Genomic DNA, 19,448 nt, shown 5'->3' with positions numbered 1-19,448 from the left:
GTTATTTCCTATTTTATTGTTTTAATGTTTTAAGATCCGTAGTTTTGGTGTAGTGAAACAAATAAAACGACTCTACCATGAGTACCGAAAAAACACTACCCAAACTGACACCGGAAGCAACTATCAACCAGATTATTTCATCTGATCAAAACGCAGCGAAACTGCTGAACTCAATAGGCATGAAGCCGGAGCAGTATCAGGATCAGACGTTGCGATCAGTGTGTCAGCAGCGCCAGTGGAATGAAGAGGAACTTTTGAGCTGGATCCAAAAAAATCATGCAGAACCCGGGTGTATAAAAAATACCCCTGAGAATCCGGATTTTAAAGAGGATCTATCACACTGGGTCAATTGGCTGTCAGATTCTGTCCAGCCCTGTATCCGGGAGCTGCTCACCGAAATTTCCCGCGACCTGCCCAGGGTTCAGCTTGTTCACGGAAATCAATACACCTGGCTGAAAAACATTGAGTGGCATTTTAATACCCTGAACAATCAGCTTAAGCTCTACCTGTCGCTTGAAAATGAAACGCTCTTTCCGATGGCAAATGAACTAAATGATCGGAAGGAATCCATTCTGTATGGCAAGGTAAGAGATCTGAAACGGGCCCTTGAGATCCTGGAATCGGATCGCCCGAAAATTAAAAAAGAGATGGATAAAATCCGGGAGTTCAGTGATGGCTTTAAACATCCTGCCGGAGCGTGTTCAACATTGAGGATTATGAACAAAAACCTGGCAGATTTATCCACCCAACTTGAGAGATATTTCTCCATTGAGCAAGAGCATTTATTCCCCCTGATTAAAAATCAGTTGTATTCCACATAGTCTGTAACCCACTTTATTATGATTTATACCGGGCCTAAAAAAGACCTCCTTGACCTGATTAAACAAAAAGGCACGCTTTCGATGGATGAAGCCGTCACTCATACCGAGCTGGCTAAAACCACCCTCAGAGAGCATTTTCTACAGCTCGAAAGATATGGATATATCCGCCGTGAATACATTCGGTCAGGTCCCGGCCGCCCCAGCCTGCAGTACCAAATCACCCCAAAAGGGAATCGCCTTTTCCCTTCCTCAGAATCCGATCTCATTCGGGAGCTTCTGAAGTTTTTAAAAGAGCAGGGGGATGAGCAGACGATTGAACAGTTTTTTGAATCCTTCTGGGAGGAGCGCCTGAAGAAAGCCCGGAACAGAATGGACGAGGCATCTGAAAATGATTTAAAATCACAACTCGACAAGCTGATGGGATTTCTTGAAGAGGAAGGCTTCATGCCGGAGGCTGAATTGGATTCGGAAGACGGAACCATCACCATCAAAGAGTGCAACTGTCCGTTCAGAGAAGTGGTGAAAGAAACGCGGCTGCCCTGTAAACTGGAGGCGATGTTTTACCGGAAACTGTTTAATAAAAATGTTGAGCGAACAAGCTACATCGCTGATGGGGATTTCTCCTGTACCTATGAGATTCCTGTAAATGGTTAAGTGAAATTTTGTGACTTTAGCTTAATGAGCACCCTCAACCTTCAAATCAAACGAATTTATGAAGAACAATCGGATGAGGATGGTTGCCGGGTGCTGGTGGACCGCCTTTGGCCGCGTGGCGTCTCAAAAGAGGACGCTAAACTGGATAAATGGATGAAAGAGATCACACCATCACCGGAATTACGGAAGTGGTTTGATCACGATCCGGACAAGTTTCAAGAGTTTAAAAAACGGTATGAACATGAGCTGGCTTCAAAGGAAGAACCGGTTGAAAAACTGCTTGATTTAGCCGGGGATCAAAAAGTTACGCTTCTTTATGCCACAAAGGACGAGACACACAATCACGCAATTGTTTTAAAAGAGTTCCTGGAAAAAGCTTCCGATAACAGTTAAATCAAACCCTAAAAAAAGCAACAATCCATATGAACGCAAAATCACTACTAATCGCAGCAATGCTTCTGTTGGTATCCGTATCAGCCAGTTATGCCCAGGCTGAAATGGATTCAGAGCGGAATAAAGATACCGAACTCAGCCTGATTACCGACACTCCTGAAGAAGGCTTCCAGGTAGCTATTCAGTTGGCCCGTAAAGGAGTAACATCCGCACAGCCGGATAAGGAGGTTCTGTTTATGCTGCGTGAAGTCTACGCAAAAGATCCGGATGCCCTGATTGCTTCATCCCATGTAGTAGCCGTTCATTTTCAAACGGTGGCCGCAGCGAACAATTACTGGCGGAGTGATTCACAGTCAGAAAACAATCGATAAATTATATTATTTACAAGATAAAATACTCTTATAACTATATAATATAATAACACCTCCAATGAACATAACAACCGATGAATTCGATGTACGAATACTGATCCCGATCAAACGCCACGAGAAACTGCTGAAGCTTTTTAAAGATCTGCCGGCAGGGGATAGTTTTGTTTTTATAAACGATCATGATCCGAAGCCGCTTTATTACGAATTCCGATCCATCTTTGGGGATGTAGTGGGATGGGAATACCTGCAGCGCGATCCCGAGGAATGGAAAGTTCGGGTTACACGAACGGCTGATTCAGAAGCTGACAAAGACAACGATGTCTCTACACTGATCGATCTGCGAAAAGCCGATAAAAAAGACTGGAAATACACCCTTTTTCATCGCTACGGGATGATGCTTCCGGGAGATGTGATGGAGATCAGGGCTTCAGAAAAACCGGAGGAAATCCACCAAATCTTTCAAAATAAATTTGAAGGGGATCACACCTGGGAGTACAAAAAGCAAGATGACAATGAAACCATTATTCACGTCACTAAAAAAGCTGAAAATGATATCGATGCAACGGACATTACGGTCGTCAACAAGTTTGATGTGCGCCCTCATCCTCCGGCCAAACGTCATGATATGGTTTTCGAGGCATTTGATGACCTGAAGCCGGGAGAAGCCTTTGTTTTCATCAACGATCACGATCCCAAACCGCTCTACTACCAGATGGAAGCGGAAAATTCAGAACCTTTCAAGTGGGAGTACCTGATGACAATGCCGAAGGAGTGGAAAGTGAAGGTGATGAAGCTTGAAGAAGAAAGTTGATAAATAATTCAGGATTGTATACAAATCCTGAATGGCTTTGAAAATCAGCCTGGTCTTTTTAATGTAAATATATGTCTCAAAAAAGAACTACACCCCTGGAATCTCCATCTATAAAAAAGCACCATTGCACGGTTGATGTGCGAATGGAAAAGCTGGGGATGATTCCGTTTTTTCAGAGTCTTGACAGAGAAGCCTTGCAGCAGGTAAATGAAAAATTCAGCGCATCACATTTCTCAGCCGGCCACTCGATCTACGAAGAGGGAGATATTGCAACGTTACTTAGAGTTGTGGTTTATGGGGCTGTTAAGCTGAGCCGTTTTACTAAAGATGGCAAAGAGATCCTGGTGGATATGCTGAAGCCTGGAGAATATTTCGGCAGCCTGAATGAACTGGGTGAAGATCGTTATTCTGAAACAGCCACTGCACAAAGCGATGTCTGCATCCTTTCAATCGGGAACAGGGAATTTCGTTCAGTTCTGAATACGAATTCTTCCATTGCCGTTTCAATTCTGGATATTACCACAAAAAAACTAACCTCTGCCAGGGAGCAAATCCATCATCTCACCACACTTTCTGTTGAAAAACGGATTGCCCATATCCTGTTGAAATTATGTGAAAAATTTGGAGAGAAGAAAACGGTTGGAATTTTATTACAGCTGCCGCTTTCCCGCAAAGATCTGGCGGATATGACTGGAACCTCCACCGAAACCGCAAGTCGGATTATGAGCCGGTTTCAGCAGGAAGAGATGATCACATCAGGACGGCTATGGGTTGCTATTAATGATAAAGATGCACTCTCTGCAGTTATTTCCGGCACATAAATTACACACTGAAATATTATTTTCAACCTTTTTTGCACTTCTTTGATCCAGCTCATTTTAGTGCCGGCTGTACTCCTGTATGTTGTGTACAAATCAACAATATCAAATGGAGAACACGATGTATTCAACAGTTTTAAATTCCTCACTTCTAATAATAACACTACTCTTTACAGGTTTGATGCTGCCGAACCAGGCCGAAGCCCACTGCGACAGTATGGACGGGCCAGTGGTGCTGGCCGCACAGGAAGCTCTTATGACCGGGGATGTCAACCTGGTCCTGATTTGGGTGAACAAAGAACAGGAAGGTCAAATCCGGGAATCGTTTCAGCAAGCACTTGATGTGAGAGACGAAAATGAACAGGTCAGGGAGATGGCCGATATGTATTTCTTTGAAACCCTGGTACGGCTCCACCGCGAATCGGAAGGTGCAACCTATACCGGGTTGAAACCTGCAGGCACCGATTTCGGTCCTGTGATACCGGCCGGAGACCATGCCCTGGAAACCGGATCACTCAAAGAGCTTCGCGATCTTATTGTCCGTGAATTTGAAGCCGGGCTGCACGCCTACTTCGATGAAATGATGGAAGCCAAAGAATTTGACACAAATGATGTTGAAGCGGGCCGGAAGTTTGTTCTTAAGTATGTGGAGTTCATGCACTACGCGGCGCCGGTTTACAGCGCTGTAAAAGCAGAAAAGTCTGTGGATCATACCCATTAAAGCCCCTCAAGTCTCCGGCAGGCTTCTTTAAGCTCGTTTTCTTTCTTGGCAAAGCAGAACCGCAGCAGGTATTTGCCGTCTTTGGGGTTTGAATAGAACGATCCGCCCGGCACCGAGCCAATTCCCACGCGGTCAATCAGGGTGCTGCAGGCAGTTTGGTCGTTGCTAAATCCGGGCTGATCAGCCATCGGACGAAAGCTCGCCAAAACATAATAGGCGCCTTCCGGCCAGGGCACATCAAAACCGGCCGACTCCAGCGCACTGCACATCATGGTCCGTTTTTTATCGTAATCCCTTAGTAACTGCTCGTAATACCTGCTCTCTGTGGCAAATCCATCCGCAAGGCCGTGCTGCAAAGGCGTGGGGGCACAAATGTAGAGAATATCGTTCAGCAAACCCATCTTTCCGATAATCTCCTTCGGTCCCGATGCATACCCAAGTCTCCACCCGGTCATATTAAATGTTTTGGAAAAACTGCTCAGTGTGATAGTCCGTTCGAATGCTCCATCCATGGATGCCAGTGAAATGTGTTCCCGGCCATCGTAGGTCATGTACTCATACACTTCGTCAGTGATGGCGTAGATGTCATGTTTAATCAACAGGGACAGCAGCGTTTCCAGCTCCTTCCGGCTCCACACTTTCCCGCAGGGATTATTGGGCGTGGTGAGTACGATCGCCTTGGTCTTTGGGGTTATCAGCGATTCAAGTTTGTGGAAATCAACCTCCCATGAGGGACTGTGGAGTGCCAGTGATATCTGTTTTACCCCGCGCAGCTCCAGCAGCTTACTATGATAGCCGTACAGAGGTTCAAACTGGATCACTTCATCGCCGGGATTGAGCAGCGCAAAGGCAGCCGTTGCAAAAGCCCCGGTTGAACCTGCTGTGACCATAATATTTTCGGCTCCCTGGATAGGGGTCTGATTGAACGTCTTCACCTTTTCAACAATCCGATCCACCAGCGGATCCGCACCGCCAAAAGGAGCATAAATGGATCTGTCCTGATCGATCGCCTTCTTCGCTCCCTCTTTGATGGAATCCGGTGCCGGCATATCACAGATTCCCTGTCCCAGGTTAATGCCATTCACCGCATTCACACGTGCGGTAACCGACCTGATGTCACTCTGATGTATGCCTTCGGTAAGTTTGGATAGTGGTTTCATAACGCATCAATAAACGATTCATATGCTGAAAGAAGATCAAGATGAATACTTTAGGGGGATTTTACAAAGCCTGTTCAGACTTCTTACTACGATCCCGCATCAATATTAATTTGTTTCTTCATCCAGGAAAATTTCTTCTATTCTTTTATCAAACAGCCGTGCAATTTTAAAGGCCAGGGGTAAACTGGGATCATACTTCCCGGTTTCAATGGCGTTCACCGTCTGCCGTGATACTTCTAATTCGCTGGCCAGGTCTGCCTGGGTCCAGTCATGTTCAGCCCGCAGTACTTTGAGTCTGTTTTTCACTTGTACCTCCTCAGGTTGATGAATACAGAAACGAGATACGTAATCGCAATGATCATCACCAGATAGCTTATTTCGGCATCAAATGGTATCACATTTGTTGTATCTAACATAGTAAAAGCAATTCCGGCCACAACGCCCACACCAAGTGAAAATCCCATTGCCTCAAGTTGTACTTTTTGCATCATCTCATCTTGCATTTTAAGATGATTAATGCTTGCCATGATCATTCCAATACCAACCCCCACATTTAACAGTATTGCAAGAGAGTTGATCAGATGATTTTCTCCCCAAAATAATGCCGGACCAAACGCAGGGATTGCCACAGTCAGCACCCATAATATTGTCCATTTTGCAAGTCGGATAGTAGCATCCCTTGTTTGGCCCGGCCAGTCAATAGCATCACTTTCTTGTTTTTTCATGAGTCTATGTTAATTGTCTTTATGTTAAGTAAGCTTTACACAATATACACTAAAACCAGACCATGTCAATGTTCCTTTACAGAATTATTTAAATTTTAAGAATGCACTGTTTCTAATCCCAATAGTAGGATTATTGAAAGAGTGGATGTAAGCGAGTTATCGAAGAAGAATAAACGATGAGTTGTGAGAAATGAAATTGGCTCTTTCTTAGTCCGGTGCTTACGCGAAGTGACGGATATTATGCCTGGAACAAACCATTCAGTCCAGCCATCTTTAAGCACATAAATTTTGTTGAAGAATTCTGCAAGAAAACCATGACCGAACTCCGGCACATAAAAAAACCGGATACTCATCTTTAGATCATAAAAACAAGATCTAAACGATAATTATCCGGTTGAACGCGGAGATAATTTAGGTTTTCACTACTCTTCCGGTTTACGTTTCCATGCCGCAATGGCGATGAATAGTGCAAGCAGGGCCGGAATTGTCGTCCACATAAACGAGGCCATATCACGATCTGAGTCTGTTGCACGCACCCGTACTATTCCTTCCATATAGGGGTGCGGCGTACAAATGTAGCTGTATTCACCCTCCTCTTCAAATGTGTAGCTCCAGGTCTCAGCATGAGCCAGCATCGGGGAGTTCAGGTTTGTGGGTCCTTCTGTCGACACCACATTATGAATTCCGGAAAACTCACCTGCCAGGTAACTGAATACATCTTCATTGATCCAGGTTACTTTTGTTCCCGGATCAATTTCCAGGGTTTTCGGGTAATAGGAGTTTCCGATAATTCGTACCGTCACCTCATTCGTTTCGGGACCATAGGTGTGTGGCGGATCGATGTCCGGTGTTCCTGCCCTGAACGGTGACATAATTCTGTTCGCATCTTCCATCAATTCAGCCAGTTCTTCCTCTGAGTAAACAGGCCCCGTTGCTTCAATTCTCTTCGGAGTATCGGCATCCCGGTCGGCTACCAGCAGTCCGATTGCCCCCCGGCTGGTTGATCCCACAGCGTGAGAAAGCATGGTGTAGGCACCTTCGTCCGGCGGAACACGAAACTCAATCACAAAGGTATCAGATGGTCCGGCTGTAACCGTTTGTCCACCGACCAAAACATTTTCGGGATGGCCCTGCCAGTACGCGTAATCCCATATGATTCCCACAAGGTGAAATGTGGAGAGCAGATTCGGGCCTACATTCATAAAGTTGATCCGTACATAATCGCCCGGTTTAGCTGTGATAGGCTCTTTAACATACTTGAAGATCTCGCCGTTAAACGTTACATAGGTGGGATTCCCTTCTACAGCATTTTTTCCACTGGAATACCATTCATGCTGAATCAGGTCGATCTCTAAATCCGGTCCGTGGCCCAGCTCTTCCTCAAGCTTAAACTTCTGTTCAGCCGGTTCAACAATGATCATACCGTACTGGCCGAACATCACATGCATTGGAATTGCATGGCCGCCCGGTGCACAGTGGTACATATAAATACCAGGGATGGTTGCTTTGAACTTCACTGATTTTGACTGACCGGCCGGTATTTCACCAAGATATTTAGATGTCTGTGTATAGGCTGCATGAATAGAAGCTCCATGGGGAATCCTGCCGTTATTCTGAACTACAATCTCAACAATATCTCCTTCGGTTACCCGAATGGTCGGGCCCGGCACAGATCGATTCGTTCGAAAACCGTCGTACACTACACCGTTACCCAGGTAAGCCAGTCCTTCATCCAGTTCAACGGTAAAGCTGACATCCGCCTCCACTTCCTGATCTACATACCCCGTTGCCGGAATGGAAAGGTTCGCATCCCGTTCAATGACCTCGATAAAATCGTGATCCTGCGATGCGGTGTTTTGCTCACTTCTGAAGAGGTGGCTGGTTGCCTCAGAAAACTCAAGCGGCAGGTTTGCCTGCGCCTGCATGGCAGCCATCAGCTCTTTACCGACGAGCGTGCCTTTCATATCTTCCTCAATCTGTTTCTTGTACAGCGCATTACACGCCGGACACGCAAGTGCTGTTTCCACTGCTGCCATAATCGATATTATGAAAATCAGGGCGGTTGCCAGTCCCAGTTTTGCATAATTGTTAGTTGTAAGTTTCTTTTCCATGGGTTTGTAAGTGTATGGTTCACAATTAGTAAGTGATACAATAAGTTTCAAAAAAAGCGTACTGTCCGGCTGAATTAGCACGATTTAAATCTTTTATCCACATGTAATGTAGTTTATTTTTAAATTAAAGACAAAATAGTCTTTAATATTTATTACAGGTAGTTTTAAAAGCTTATTTGTATTTCAAGTGAAGAGGGTTTTGCAAAACCCGGGATTTTGCCATAGTTCAAGACCAGAGTGGAATCGGAACCGGAGCGTATGTACAATACGTGAGGATTTCGATTCCACGATAACGCCGAAATTTGACGAAAGCACGGTTTTGCAAAGCCCTCGTGAATTAATCTAAACCATATCTCAGGTAGTCATTTGAGCTTACTGGTAACCTGAAATTTTCTATCAAGTGCGCTTATGAATAGAATAGTTCTTGAAGTTTTACTTTTTGGATCCCTATTTAGCATTGGCTGTTTTGAAAATGATACTCGCTCTGATGCCGGCTCTGCTGATCTAGACCCAGATCGATTTGAAATGAATGAAACCGGGAATATTCCTTTCGATTATGCACAAGAACTGCTTGATCTATCCCCCGTTTCTGTTATCGATAAACCCGGTAATTCATTGATAAATAATCCCCGCACCTACCTGAGTTTGGCGTGCTACTGGTGGCCTGATCCTGATTCGAAAGATGGCACACCCTATATTCGCAAGGATGGTGAAGTGAACCCGGAGACTCGCTCCGATAAATCTGATCTGCCCAAAATGATAGAAATGGCACAGCGCGTAGAAACCCTGACTAACGCTTACAAGATGAGTGGTGAAGAAGAGTTTGCTGATAAAGCCATTGAACAGCTGCTAACCTGGTTCGTTGATGACAACACCGCCATGTATCCACACCTGGATCATGCTCAAATGGTGAAGGGCCGAAACTCCGGACGTTCATACGGCGTGATCGATACCTGGTGGCTGATCCGTGTAATAGAATCCATTCCGGTATTGAGATATTCTGATTACTGGAATATTGAAATTGAACAAGGTCTCAGGGCGTGGTTTACCCACTACCTGAATTGGCTGAGAAACAGTGATTTTGGCCAAACGGAAATGCAATCAAAAAATAATCATGGTACGTGGTATGATCTGCAGGTGGTTACATTTGCACGATTTGTGGATCAGAATGATTTTGCCATTCACCACATGGAAGAAATAACCCGCAGCAGAATTGCCCGGCAAATAAGCTTGTCCGGCCGTCAAAAATATGAAACGCGCCGGCCGCGGCCGCTTCACTACAGCATCTATAATCTTAGCGGTTTAATGAAACTGGCCCTTCATGGTAACGACCTGGAAGTAGACCTGAAAACCAAGTCAGGTTTTTTCAGCGGAACTCTTGAAGATGCTCTTCTCTACCTGGTAAAAAGCATGGATGGAATTGATCCCCAAATCCTGATGGACGAATTTGATCAAACGGATACGGATCTTTTATACCTGAATCTGCTGAGAGATGGATTGCAGTTGTTTCCAAGACCTGAAATCAAAACTGAGCTTATGCGTTTAACCCAGGTATCTTACGAATAGGTTTTTTTCATGATGATGTAGTTGAAAGATGCTTTTTGTACACAAGTATAGTGTCCTTAAACACAATTCTCTGATAACAGTGATACCTATGTAGTAAAGTTTTCTCGAGAGCTTTACTGACCTAAATAGTGAACGCCATATAAATTTTAATATTCCATATTCTTCTTGACAGATTGAATTTGTTCAAGTATTATCATACAAAATACTCTTAATTACTTTTAATGCTTCGAGCCCTCTTCAATAAATCAGCAGCTGGTCTTCGTTCTATTCCTAAACAAACATGGTTTGGGATTGGAATCACTCTGTTTCTCTGGTGGATATTTATGAGTTACACCCGCTGGCCTTCTGTGCAGGAGAAGTCTGAAATCCTCACAGTGCTGGCAACAGGTGCTCCCAACACGTTTACAGAAATCATGTCGCGTGACGGATGGCCCTACTGGCTTTCGTGGATTCCAACAGGTATTAATATGGCTGACAACAACGCCATCGGAATGGCTTTTGCTTTTCTGATTGGAGGTGCCATTACCAGCCTGGTTCTGCCTCAGGGAGTGATTCGCAGGCTGCTGAACTCAAGCGGTACCAAAGGATCAACTTATGGAGGCTTGCTCGGTGCTCCACTTATGATGTGCAGCGCCTGTTCGGTACCGGTAGCTCTCGGCTGGAAACAACGGGGAGCCAACACCGAAACTACCCTGGGAGTTGTAATGGGGGCTTCTCTTTTAAACATCATGGGATTAACAACCATATTTGTTTTGTTTCCCGGTCCCGCTGCATGGGGCCGAATTGTAGCTTCGGTATTGCTTGTAGTACTTTTCACCCCGCTGATTGTAAAACTTGCCGTTCAATTCAGCAACCGCAGGAGCAAGCTTTCCGCTGCCGATTATCTTGAAAAACAAGCAGCTGCAGCCGAAAATCAAAGCTGCACAATTCTGGATACGATTGAGGATAATCCCGGGTGGACAGAGGCCGGATTACTGGCCTTAAAAAACTGGTGGAACAGCAGCTTAGAGATCGCGTACCGATTATTCATTCCCATGACCGGTGCCATGTTCCTGGCTGCTATGATCCGCCTTATGCTTCCTCCGGGTGCCGTTGAAACCTATCTTGGAAGTGGATTTATCGCTATTGTTGTGTTAGCCGCATTCGGTACATTAATTGCAATTCCCACTCTTTTTGAAATTCCTCTTGTCCTGGGCTTCCTGTTTATCGGGATGGGAATGGGACCCGCTGCAGCACTCCTGGTTACAGCCCCCTCGGTAAGTATTGTTACCTACTTTATGCTTAAGAAAGATGTGGGTCACACAGCCCCGCTTTTGTTAATGGGAGCCACTTTCCTGATGGGAGTTGCCACCGGTTTAACCGTTGAATACCTGATGACCGCCTATGGATGAGCAAGTAAATAACAACGGCAAGCTTTCAACAAAAGTAAAAGTATTTGGCACGCTTTTTCTGCTCGCCCAGGTTTTGCTGGCCGTCAATAATTACGGTCCGCACGAAATACCTGTTTTGAACCTGGTTTTTAACGAACCCTGGATTCCTGTGGAAGAGACGTTCCTGCAAGCCGGTGGAATCGAAGACTCCGACGTATTCACATTTGAAGACATCACAACACAGTCCGGTTTAAATGTATTCAAGCGGGCAAAAGTTAACGGGTCAAATCCATCCTACCTGGAAGTAATGGGAGGCGGTGTAGCTGTAGGTGATGTAGACGGAGATGGATTTGAAGATATCTTCTTTGTCAGCATGCCCTCTTTTGCTGATCCATCCGATGAATCAATCTCGCCCCCCAGCCTCTTCAAAAATATGGGCGACGGTACATTTCTTGATATTACAGAGGAGGCCGGGTTGAGTAACATCAGAGGCTATACGCAGGGAGCCCTCTTTTTTGATTACAACAACAACGGCCGGCAAGATCTCTATATCGCTTCATACGATGGCGGTCAGCTTTTCCGCAACGATGGCGGAATCTTCACCGATGTCACCGATGAATCCGGTTTAATTCTGGATGGCCGCTGCGGCGATTATCCATGCTTTGGCTCTGCCGCTTCAGCAGCTGACTTCAACAACAATGGCTATCTCGATCTGTATATTGTCAACAATGTTGACTGGGATATCAACAACCCGGCACAGTATGGTGAACGTCAGTTATTCCCGGCTTTCTTTAAAGCGCAGGAGTCATTTCTATACAAGAATAATGGTGATGGCACCTTTACCAATGTTACGAAAGAAGCTGGCGTAAATAACAGTGGAGGCAAAGGGCTTTCTGCCGTCTGGCTTGATTTTAATAACAATGGCCGGCCCGATCTCTACATCGCCAACGACCTTACACGAAACCGGCTCTACCTGAACCGGGGAGACGGAACCTTTACGGATGTCGGGGCATCAGCAGGGGTAAACGAAGTAAAAAGCAGCATGGGTGTGAACGCGTCTGATTTTAACAGCAGCGGAAATCTCGACCTCGTTACTACAAATCTCGAGGGGTCCATGATCTCCCTGTTCAGAAATTTTGGAGACCTGCGTTTCGACTATGCAACACACTATTCCGGGCTGAATCCAAGCCGGCGATCATCCGGCTGGGGCATTGAATTTGCCGATTTTAATCAAAACGGTCACCTCGACCTTGTTATGGCTGCAGGACCTGTTTGGGATATCAACCCCGAAGACGCAGAAAATCTCTTTTTCAAAAATGATGGAAATGGGAAGTTTGAAGATAAAACTCTTTCCGCCGGCACCTTTCAAAATAACAGTGTTTCCAGGGGGCTGGCAGTTATCGACATCCTGAACAACGGCAAACCTGATCTGGTGATCTCCAACATTGACGGCGGACAGCCACAATTGTTAACGAACATTACACAAAACAATAACCACTGGATGAAACTGACTCTCGAAGGCACCGAATCGAACCGGGATGCAATCGGAGCGAGAATTCACCTTGAACGAACAGACGGGCATAAAATCATACAGGAAGTCAAAAGCGGGGGTTCATATCAAAGCTCCAGCACCAAATCGCTCTTCTTCGGTCTTTCCGATTCGGATGTTGACCAATTGACCATTCACTGGCCATCCGGCTACATTCAGGTGTTGGATGAAGTTTCAATCAATACTTCTCTGCATATCATTGAAGGACAAAATGAGCTGGCAGACAGCTTTTGAGAACTATCTTACCACAGTAAATTTCCTATGGATCGATCGATTTTAAAAAGAATATAAATTTCCTCAAATTAAAAGACATCATACTCCTTATTATTAATTTCAGCTTCACAATTAATGCATTTCTTTCAGTTGAAGCTGAAAGAAATCATCCATCAACATAAATCAATATCCGTGTACACCTGGTCCGTATTTATCCATCTTATTTTCGTTACGTTCTGGATTGGCGGAATGCTCTTTACAGCTGCCGTTTTGGTTCCGGCTACACGAAAAAAACTTTCGAGCCAGCGGGGACTGCTCTTTACCGAGCTGGGCACACGCTTCAGCCGGTTGAGCTGGCTGATCTTTCCGCTGCTGATCCTAACCGGATTCACCGCCCTGATCGGCCGCGGATTTACAGTAGAAACGATCTTCTCCATCGACTTCTGGCAAACCACCTATGGTTCACGTCTGGCAGGTAAACTCCACCTTTTTGGATGGGTCCTGGCCCTGAGCGGTATACACGATTTCTGGCTCGGTCCGAAAGCGGCACAATTAATGGATCAAGAACCGGACAGTGCCCGAACCCAACGTTTCAGAAAAGTCACCAGCTGGGCCGGGCGTATCAATCTTCTTCTTGGATTAGGCATATTATATTACGCGGTTACATTGGTAAGAGGATAGGGAGTGATATTTTTGATTTGAATAGTAAACGCTAAAATAAGTACCCCTTCCCTGTGCCACGATTTTTGGCATAGGGAAGGGGACAGGAGATGGGTTATAAATGCCAAGAGTAACACGCTGGTTCATAAAAGCCGGAATAATTTACTTCATCACCGGGGTGGTGCTGGCACTTGTTTCGGAGATTCCTGCTGTCAGTTCCGGGTTGTTGCTGCCGGTCTACTGGCACATGCTGGTAGTTGGATGGATTACACAGGTGATCATCGGGGTATCAATCTGGTTGTTTCCGCGAAAGCATCGCGATAAAAAGAAACGCGAATCGGTTCTCTGCTGGCTCACCTTCTGGCTGCTAAATTCTGGTTTGATGATCCGATTCCTGATGGAACCTTTTTTGCCGCTGATTCAGCACAGACCTCTGGCTACAATCCTGGCACTTACATCATCCCTCCTGCAGGTAGCTGCCACAATCTGTTATATCGCAGAAATCTGGCCGCGATTGCAGACTCGTAATGAACGAAAACGGAGCCGGACATGATACCAAAGCCCTCCATCTGGATGATCCGAATCTCCATGATCTGGCTGCTGGTCTCCGCAATGGCGGGCGGTTTGATATTGACTCACAAAGCAGCCGATCTGCATCCAGCATTGTGGTCGCTGCTTCCTGTTCACTACGAGCTGGCGATCTGGGGCTGGCTGGTACAATTTGTGATCGGAACCGCATACTGGATCTTTCCCAAAAAACTGGAAGGTGAGCGCCGCGGTCCGGTTCTCCCCGCATGGGTAATGGTGTTCCTCTTTAATATCGGGTTGATTTTTCTTGTCCTCTCTTCTTTTTCACCAAATATCTCTGCTAATGCCCTCATCGGTCGATCCCTGTTAGCGATCAGTATTCTGATCTTTGCCGGATTGATCTGGCAGCGGGTAGTGTCTTACAGAAATAGATAGTGCATATTTGAAAACAAGCTGAAGGTTGATAGATCAGATTGGTTTAAGGCATTTAGTTTTATGGTTTTGTATCGTTATCCCACACTCCACTATGACATCTTCCATACTTGTTCATACACTCTGCAACAGCTGAGCTGTTTTCACCTTGCGTCCCGGTGATGAGCACCTGTACGAGAGTAGATTGGTTTATGGTATTTAGTTCATATCCCTCTTTTCAAACCAGCGAACATCATCCGGCTGATTGAGATTTTTTAACTCTTCCTGACCCACCTCTATTACTGAATATTCTAAACCGTTCACAAACGCAAAAACCATCCGGTTGCCGATTTTTAGAAAGTGCTCAAGTTCACTTGCCAGATCCACAGAATAGACCCCGGCAAGCGGCTGAAGGTCTTCGCCTGATTTTATCAGAAGAGCCTGATCAGATTCATTTAACTTTGATAAAGCCAATTGCTGAATTGTATCTTCCGAAATCCCCGGCAGGTCCACTGGAAGAATTGCGATTTCCTTTAAGGAATTCTCAGCGCCATCTTTTAACGCTTCAAGAATCCCGGACAGCGGCCCCGCATTTTCGACCCGGTCGGTCAATTGGCGGTTCTCCACCGGGTAGCTGTTTTGTCCGCAGAGCAACACCACCTCATCAAAATAGTTCTCCCCTTTATTAATTTGACGATCCAGCAGTCTTTCCCCACGCAACTCAACCATCGCCTTGTCGCGGCCCATTCTGCGTGATTGCCCCCCGCAAAGGATATAGAGTTTGCGTCCGGATTTCATGACAGGCGGGTTGTGGTATAAGGAGTAACCTCAACTCGTTCACCGGCATCGATTTCTGTTTCCGGATCGAGCCTCACGTACACGTCCGAATCGCGGTAGAGCTGCATCAGGTGTGATTTCATTACGCCTTCGCTGGAAACGGTCAGCCGGTTTTCTTCATCCAATTGCAATTTGCCCGGTACAAAAAGAGTTTTTCCCGGTCGGTGATTTTCAAGTTTACCGGCAGCTGCAACCATTTTTTCGTCACTTTTGAGTCCCAGCATCTTGTAAACAGCTTTTCGGGCATAATACTCCGCGGTAAAAACGGCCGAGATCGGGTTTCCGGGCAGGTGGAAAAAAAGTGTTCCATCAAGCCGGGTCACCGTGATCGGTTTGCCCGGCTTTTGTTCTATTTTACGGACGATCACTTCCGCACCAAGCTCCTCCATCGCTCCCAGGATATAGTCGTGTTTCCCCATTGAAATCCCCCCGGTGGTGAGAACTACATCGGCCGAATCTTTCAGCCTGAGCATCCGCTCTTTTACAAGTGCAGGGTCATCATCCAGCACCGGCCACTCCCTCACCGTTGTGCCGGGCCAGTGGCTGATCAATCCGTTGAGAACCGGGCCGTTAGAATTTCGCTCCTCATTGATTTCAGAGCCGGTCACCTGAACCGCCATATTGATTTGTGAAAGTACCGTGCAGTTCATATTTCCCGATTCGATCATCAGTCCGATCTCATACGGACGGATCACCGTACCTTTAGGCAAAACAGCCTTTCCTTTTTGGTATCCTTCTCCCTGTTTTCGGATTGGATTTCGGTCCGGAACCTCATTCACAACAACTTCACCGTTTGATTCAGAAATCATCTCAATCGGAACTACCGTACAGTTACCGGGCGGCACTGGTGAACCGGTCATGATCTCCCTGCACGTTTCCGGTTTCAGATCTCCCGGCTGGTCCTCCTCCGGCCGGATCTCGCCGTCTACTCTGAATTTCCGCTGTCCGCTCTCAAGATCTTTCGTCAAAAAGATGTAGCCATCCAGCGCTGAATTATCAAATGCCGGAATATCGTGCTGTGCATTCAGATCATCAGCTAAAATTCGGCCTTCCGATTCTTTAGAAGAGATCAGCTCCGATTCGCCGACCGGTATAACGGCATCTAAAATTCGTTTTAAGGCAACATCAACGGGAAGAAAGTCGGTTTGATTCGAGTCAGACATAGGGTAGGGTTGCGTCAAGTGTTAGGCTTTATAAAATGAAGTGATTTAGTGTGGAATAAAAGGGAATTCTGTAACTGATCGCAAATGCTATCTATTACACCTTCAATCTTAAAATGAATATAAATAACCGTTTCTATTTGTAAGAGATCATCTCAAAAAGTATACTGTTTTAATTCATTGTAACACTTGCCAACTTGATTTTGCGGATGAAACAAAAGAAAAATGGAACCCCAAAAAGCGACACTCAATCAAAATCACCCGATTCCCCTTCAGATGAATATTTAGGCTTTACCCGCAGAGAGTTTATGCGCCTTGCATCGCTATCGGCTGCCGGCGTGTTTACCGGGTCGCTTATGTCTGGCTGTGGCGAGCTCTGGGAACGCCAGCCCGTGATTGATGTAGACAGCTGGCACCAGGGAGTCTGCCGGTTTTGCGGAACCGGGTGCGGCGTATTGATCGGCATGAACGACGGACGGGTGGTGGATGTGAAAGGTGACCCCGATGCCCACAACCGCGGACGACTCTGCATTAAAGGAATTTTAAACCGCGAGATTCTTTACGCCGATGACCGGCTTCACTATCCTCTCATCCGCAAAAATGGCGAGCTGGAGCGCGCGAGCTGGGACGAAGCGATGGAGCTGATCGCCTCCCGCTTCAACAGGGCCATTGAAGAGAAAGGCCCCGACAGTGTGGCTTACTACGGGAGCGGACAGCTCTTTACTGAGGAGAGTTATACGGCCAATAAACTTTTCAAAGCAGGAATCGGCACCAATAATGTGGATGGGAATCCGCGCCTCTGTATGGCATCTGCCGCTGTGGGATATACCTCGGTTTTTGGAAAGGATGAACCGATGGGCTGCTACGAAGATACCGATCACGCCGACTGCTTTTTCATTACCGGATCGAATATGGCAGACTGCCACCCCATTATCTGGGAACGGGTACTGGACCGAAAGCGCGCCAATCCCAACACAACCATTATCGTGGTAGATCCGCGAAAAACAAACACCGCCAAGCGGGCCGATCTCCACCTGCAAATTCGTCCCGGCACCGATGTATCCCTCTACAACTCCATGATTTATGAATTTTTCCGCCGCGGGGTGATTGATGAGGAGATGATCGAGGATTATCTGCGATTCCAGGAGGGAGGTAATCAGATCACACTGGAGCATTTCAGGGCTAATCTTGAGAATTACACACCTGAGCAGGCGTCGGCCACTTGCGGTATCTCTCCGGAGCAGATCCGTGAAGCGGCTTTCCGGTTCGGAAATGCGCCGGCAACGATGAGTTTCTGGACGATGGGGCTGAATCAGCAGACACAAGGTACAGCTTCCAACCGGCTGGTGATGGCGATGCACCTTCTCACAGGACAGATCGGCCGGCCGGGAGCTACTCCGTTTTCACTGACGGGACAGCCGAATGCCGGCGGTGGAATCCGTGATACGGGAGCACTGGCTCATGCACTTCCGACAGGACGGGCCGTCGCCAACCCGGATCACCGGCGTGAAATGGAGGAGCTGTGGAATGTGCCGGAGGGCAGAATCAGCCCCAATCCCGGGTATCATACCATGGCGCTTTTCCAGGCGATGCATGCAGGAGATGTGGACTGCACGCTGATTATGTCCACCAATCCCATTCACTCCCTTCCCAACATTTTACCCTATCGCGAGGCGATGGAGCGAACGTTTGTGGTGGTTGCTGACGCATTTCATCCCACCGAAACCACAAAGTATGCTGATGTAGTTCTCCCCGCGGCGATGTGGGTGGAAAAGAGCGGCGTGTTCAGCCAGTCGGAACGAAGATATCACTATGTACCCAAACTGGCCGAACCGCAGGGCGAAGCCCGCAGCGATTTCGACATTTTGATCGATCTGGCCGATCGCCTTGGTCATTCTGATCTCTTCCCAAATCGAACCCAGGAGGATATCTGGAACGAGTGGAGAAAGATCTCAGGACAGTCATACTACAATTTTGAAGGAATTACCTATGAGCGTCTGAAGAATCAGCCCGGAATTCTCTGGCCGTGTCCCGATGAAGATCACCCCGGAACCTGCCGAAGATTTGTACCGGGATCGGACCCGATGGTGCGTAATGAAGATGCACGGCTCGATTTTTATGCACGTCCCGACGGCAGGGCAATTATCTATCTGCACGAGCAGGAACCGCCCTATGAGCCGACCGATGAGGAGTATCCGCTGACACTCACCACCGGCCGCGTTCTGGAACACTGGCATACGGAAACTATTACCCGGGGAATTGAGGATCTGAAAAGTGTAGATACCGATTTTCTTGAAGTTCACCCAGCCGATGCACAGCGATATGGACTGAGTGAAGGAGATATGGTAAACGTTTACAGCCGCCGCGGTGATGCAGATTTTGTCACGCGCATTACCAACAATATTCGCGAGGGATTGGTCTTTGCCACGATGCACTCAGCCAAACATCTTGTGAACAAAATAACCAGCGATGCGGTAGACCCCTTCTCCCGTCAGCCCGATTATAAACGGTGCGCGGTCAACATCGAAAAAGCATCAGTTCAAGCCTGATATTAATAAACCTGTTCGTT

Annotated in this window: 20 protein-coding genes; 14 read left to right on the top strand and 6 right to left on the bottom strand. The window is 46.6% G+C overall.

Features of this window, described 5'->3' with window-relative positions:
* The first annotated feature begins 77 nt into the window (after positions 1–77).
* The 7 genes from DYD21_RS01255 to DYD21_RS01225 all read left to right on the top strand — a co-directional run bounded on the left by DYD21_RS01255 (position 78) and on the right by DYD21_RS01225 (position 4,589).
* Positions 78–821 carry a hemerythrin domain-containing protein gene (locus DYD21_RS01255; RefSeq protein WP_116031085.1) on the top strand — a complete coding sequence of 248 codons (744 nt, stop codon included), beginning with the start codon at positions 78–80 and terminating at the stop codon, positions 819–821.
* A gap of 18 nt (positions 822–839) precedes the next feature.
* Positions 840–1,475, top strand: a complete 636-nt coding sequence (locus DYD21_RS01250; protein ID WP_116031082.1) for a metalloregulator ArsR/SmtB family transcription factor — start codon at positions 840–842, stop codon at positions 1,473–1,475.
* A gap of 24 nt (positions 1,476–1,499) precedes the next feature.
* Entirely contained in the window at positions 1,500–1,868 is a 369-nt protein-coding gene (locus tag DYD21_RS01245) for a DUF488 domain-containing protein (protein WP_116031080.1), read from the top strand.
* 104 nt (positions 1,869–1,972) lie between these two features.
* The gene (locus DYD21_RS01240) at positions 1,973–2,239 is read left to right on the top strand and encodes a hexameric tyrosine-coordinated heme protein (protein WP_116033393.1); all 267 of its coding nucleotides are present in this window, start codon (positions 1,973–1,975) and stop codon (positions 2,237–2,239) included.
* A gap of 58 nt (positions 2,240–2,297) precedes the next feature.
* Positions 2,298–3,050 carry a DUF2249 domain-containing protein gene (locus DYD21_RS01235; protein WP_116031078.1) on the top strand — a complete coding sequence of 251 codons (753 nt, stop codon included), beginning with the start codon at positions 2,298–2,300 and terminating at the stop codon, positions 3,048–3,050.
* A gap of 71 nt (positions 3,051–3,121) precedes the next feature.
* On the top strand, positions 3,122–3,871 hold the full coding sequence (locus DYD21_RS01230; protein WP_116031076.1) for a Crp/Fnr family transcriptional regulator: 750 nt from the start codon (positions 3,122–3,124) through the stop codon (positions 3,869–3,871).
* A 118-nt stretch (positions 3,872–3,989) separates the two neighbouring features.
* Positions 3,990–4,589 carry a DUF6448 family protein gene (locus tag DYD21_RS01225; RefSeq protein WP_147303461.1) on the top strand — a complete coding sequence of 200 codons (600 nt, stop codon included), beginning with the start codon at positions 3,990–3,992 and terminating at the stop codon, positions 4,587–4,589.
* Here the strand turns inward: DYD21_RS01225 and DYD21_RS01220 are convergent.
* From DYD21_RS01220 to DYD21_RS01205, 4 genes are all read right to left on the bottom strand, one after another.
* Entirely contained in the window at positions 4,586–5,749 is a 1,164-nt protein-coding gene (locus tag DYD21_RS01220; protein WP_116031071.1) for a pyridoxal phosphate-dependent aminotransferase, read from the bottom strand. The genes DYD21_RS01225 and DYD21_RS01220 overlap by 4 nt on opposite strands.
* Before the next feature lie 105 nt (positions 5,750–5,854).
* On the bottom strand, positions 5,855–6,055 hold the full coding sequence (locus DYD21_RS01215; protein WP_116031069.1) for a helix-turn-helix transcriptional regulator: 201 nt from the start codon (positions 6,053–6,055) through the stop codon (positions 5,855–5,857).
* Positions 6,052–6,474 (bottom strand): hypothetical protein, encoded by a 423-nt coding sequence (locus DYD21_RS01210; protein ID WP_116031067.1) that lies wholly within the window; start codon positions 6,472–6,474, stop codon positions 6,052–6,054. The genes DYD21_RS01215 and DYD21_RS01210 overlap by 4 nt, the downstream gene beginning before the upstream one ends.
* Positions 6,475–6,896: 422 nt before the next feature.
* Entirely contained in the window at positions 6,897–8,585 is a 1,689-nt protein-coding gene (locus tag DYD21_RS01205; RefSeq protein WP_199535437.1) for a plastocyanin/azurin family copper-binding protein, read from the bottom strand.
* Between the two features lie 408 nt (positions 8,586–8,993).
* On the opposite strand from DYD21_RS01205, the gene DYD21_RS01200 reads away from it, so the two are divergent.
* The 6 genes from DYD21_RS01200 to DYD21_RS01175 all read left to right on the top strand — a co-directional run bounded on the left by DYD21_RS01200 (position 8,994) and on the right by DYD21_RS01175 (position 14,906).
* On the top strand, positions 8,994–10,151 hold the full coding sequence (locus tag DYD21_RS01200; RefSeq protein ID WP_116031064.1) for an alginate lyase family protein: 1,158 nt from the start codon (positions 8,994–8,996) through the stop codon (positions 10,149–10,151).
* Between the two features lie 221 nt (positions 10,152–10,372).
* Positions 10,373–11,542: a permease gene (locus DYD21_RS01195; RefSeq protein ID WP_116031062.1), complete on the top strand. Its 1,170-nt coding sequence runs from the start codon at positions 10,373–10,375 to the stop codon at positions 11,540–11,542.
* The gene (locus tag DYD21_RS01190) at positions 11,535–13,304 is read left to right on the top strand and encodes a CRTAC1 family protein (protein WP_116031059.1); all 1,770 of its coding nucleotides are present in this window, start codon (positions 11,535–11,537) and stop codon (positions 13,302–13,304) included. Before DYD21_RS01195 ends, DYD21_RS01190 begins: the two co-directional genes overlap by 8 nt.
* Before the next feature lie 129 nt (positions 13,305–13,433).
* Entirely contained in the window at positions 13,434–13,964 is a 531-nt protein-coding gene (locus DYD21_RS01185; RefSeq protein WP_158551370.1) for a DUF4149 domain-containing protein, read from the top strand.
* Between the two features lie 100 nt (positions 13,965–14,064).
* Entirely contained in the window at positions 14,065–14,496 is a 432-nt protein-coding gene (locus DYD21_RS01180; protein WP_116031054.1) for a hypothetical protein, read from the top strand.
* Positions 14,493–14,906, top strand: coding sequence for a hypothetical protein (locus DYD21_RS01175; RefSeq protein WP_116031052.1), 414 nt, complete (start codon positions 14,493–14,495; stop codon positions 14,904–14,906). Before DYD21_RS01180 ends, DYD21_RS01175 begins: the two co-directional genes overlap by 4 nt.
* A 195-nt stretch (positions 14,907–15,101) precedes the next feature.
* Here DYD21_RS01175 and DYD21_RS01170 read toward each other — a convergent pair whose 3' ends face one another.
* Together DYD21_RS01170 and DYD21_RS01165 are read right to left on the bottom strand one after the other, a co-directional pair.
* Positions 15,102–15,680 (bottom strand): molybdenum cofactor guanylyltransferase, encoded by a 579-nt coding sequence (locus DYD21_RS01170; protein WP_116031049.1) that lies wholly within the window; start codon positions 15,678–15,680, stop codon positions 15,102–15,104.
* Positions 15,677–16,882 carry a molybdopterin molybdotransferase MoeA gene (locus DYD21_RS01165; RefSeq protein ID WP_116031047.1) on the bottom strand — a complete coding sequence of 402 codons (1,206 nt, stop codon included), beginning with the start codon at positions 16,880–16,882 and terminating at the stop codon, positions 15,677–15,679. The genes DYD21_RS01170 and DYD21_RS01165 overlap by 4 nt, the downstream gene beginning before the upstream one ends.
* A gap of 206 nt (positions 16,883–17,088) precedes the next feature.
* Here DYD21_RS01165 and DYD21_RS01160 point away from each other — a divergent pair, with 206 nt between their 5' ends.
* A complete protein-coding gene (locus tag DYD21_RS01160; protein WP_199535436.1) occupies positions 17,089–19,428 on the top strand; it encodes a molybdopterin oxidoreductase family protein in 2,340 nt (779 codons plus the stop codon).
* Positions 19,429–19,448 lie beyond the last annotated feature (20 nt).

The sequence above is a fragment of the Rhodohalobacter sp. SW132 genome, from assembly GCF_003390325.1.
GTDB lineage: Bacteria > Bacteroidota > Rhodothermia > Balneolales > Balneolaceae > SW132.
The sequence above is the reverse complement of the archived record's forward strand: the minus strand, read 5'-3'. Positions and strand labels throughout refer to the sequence as shown.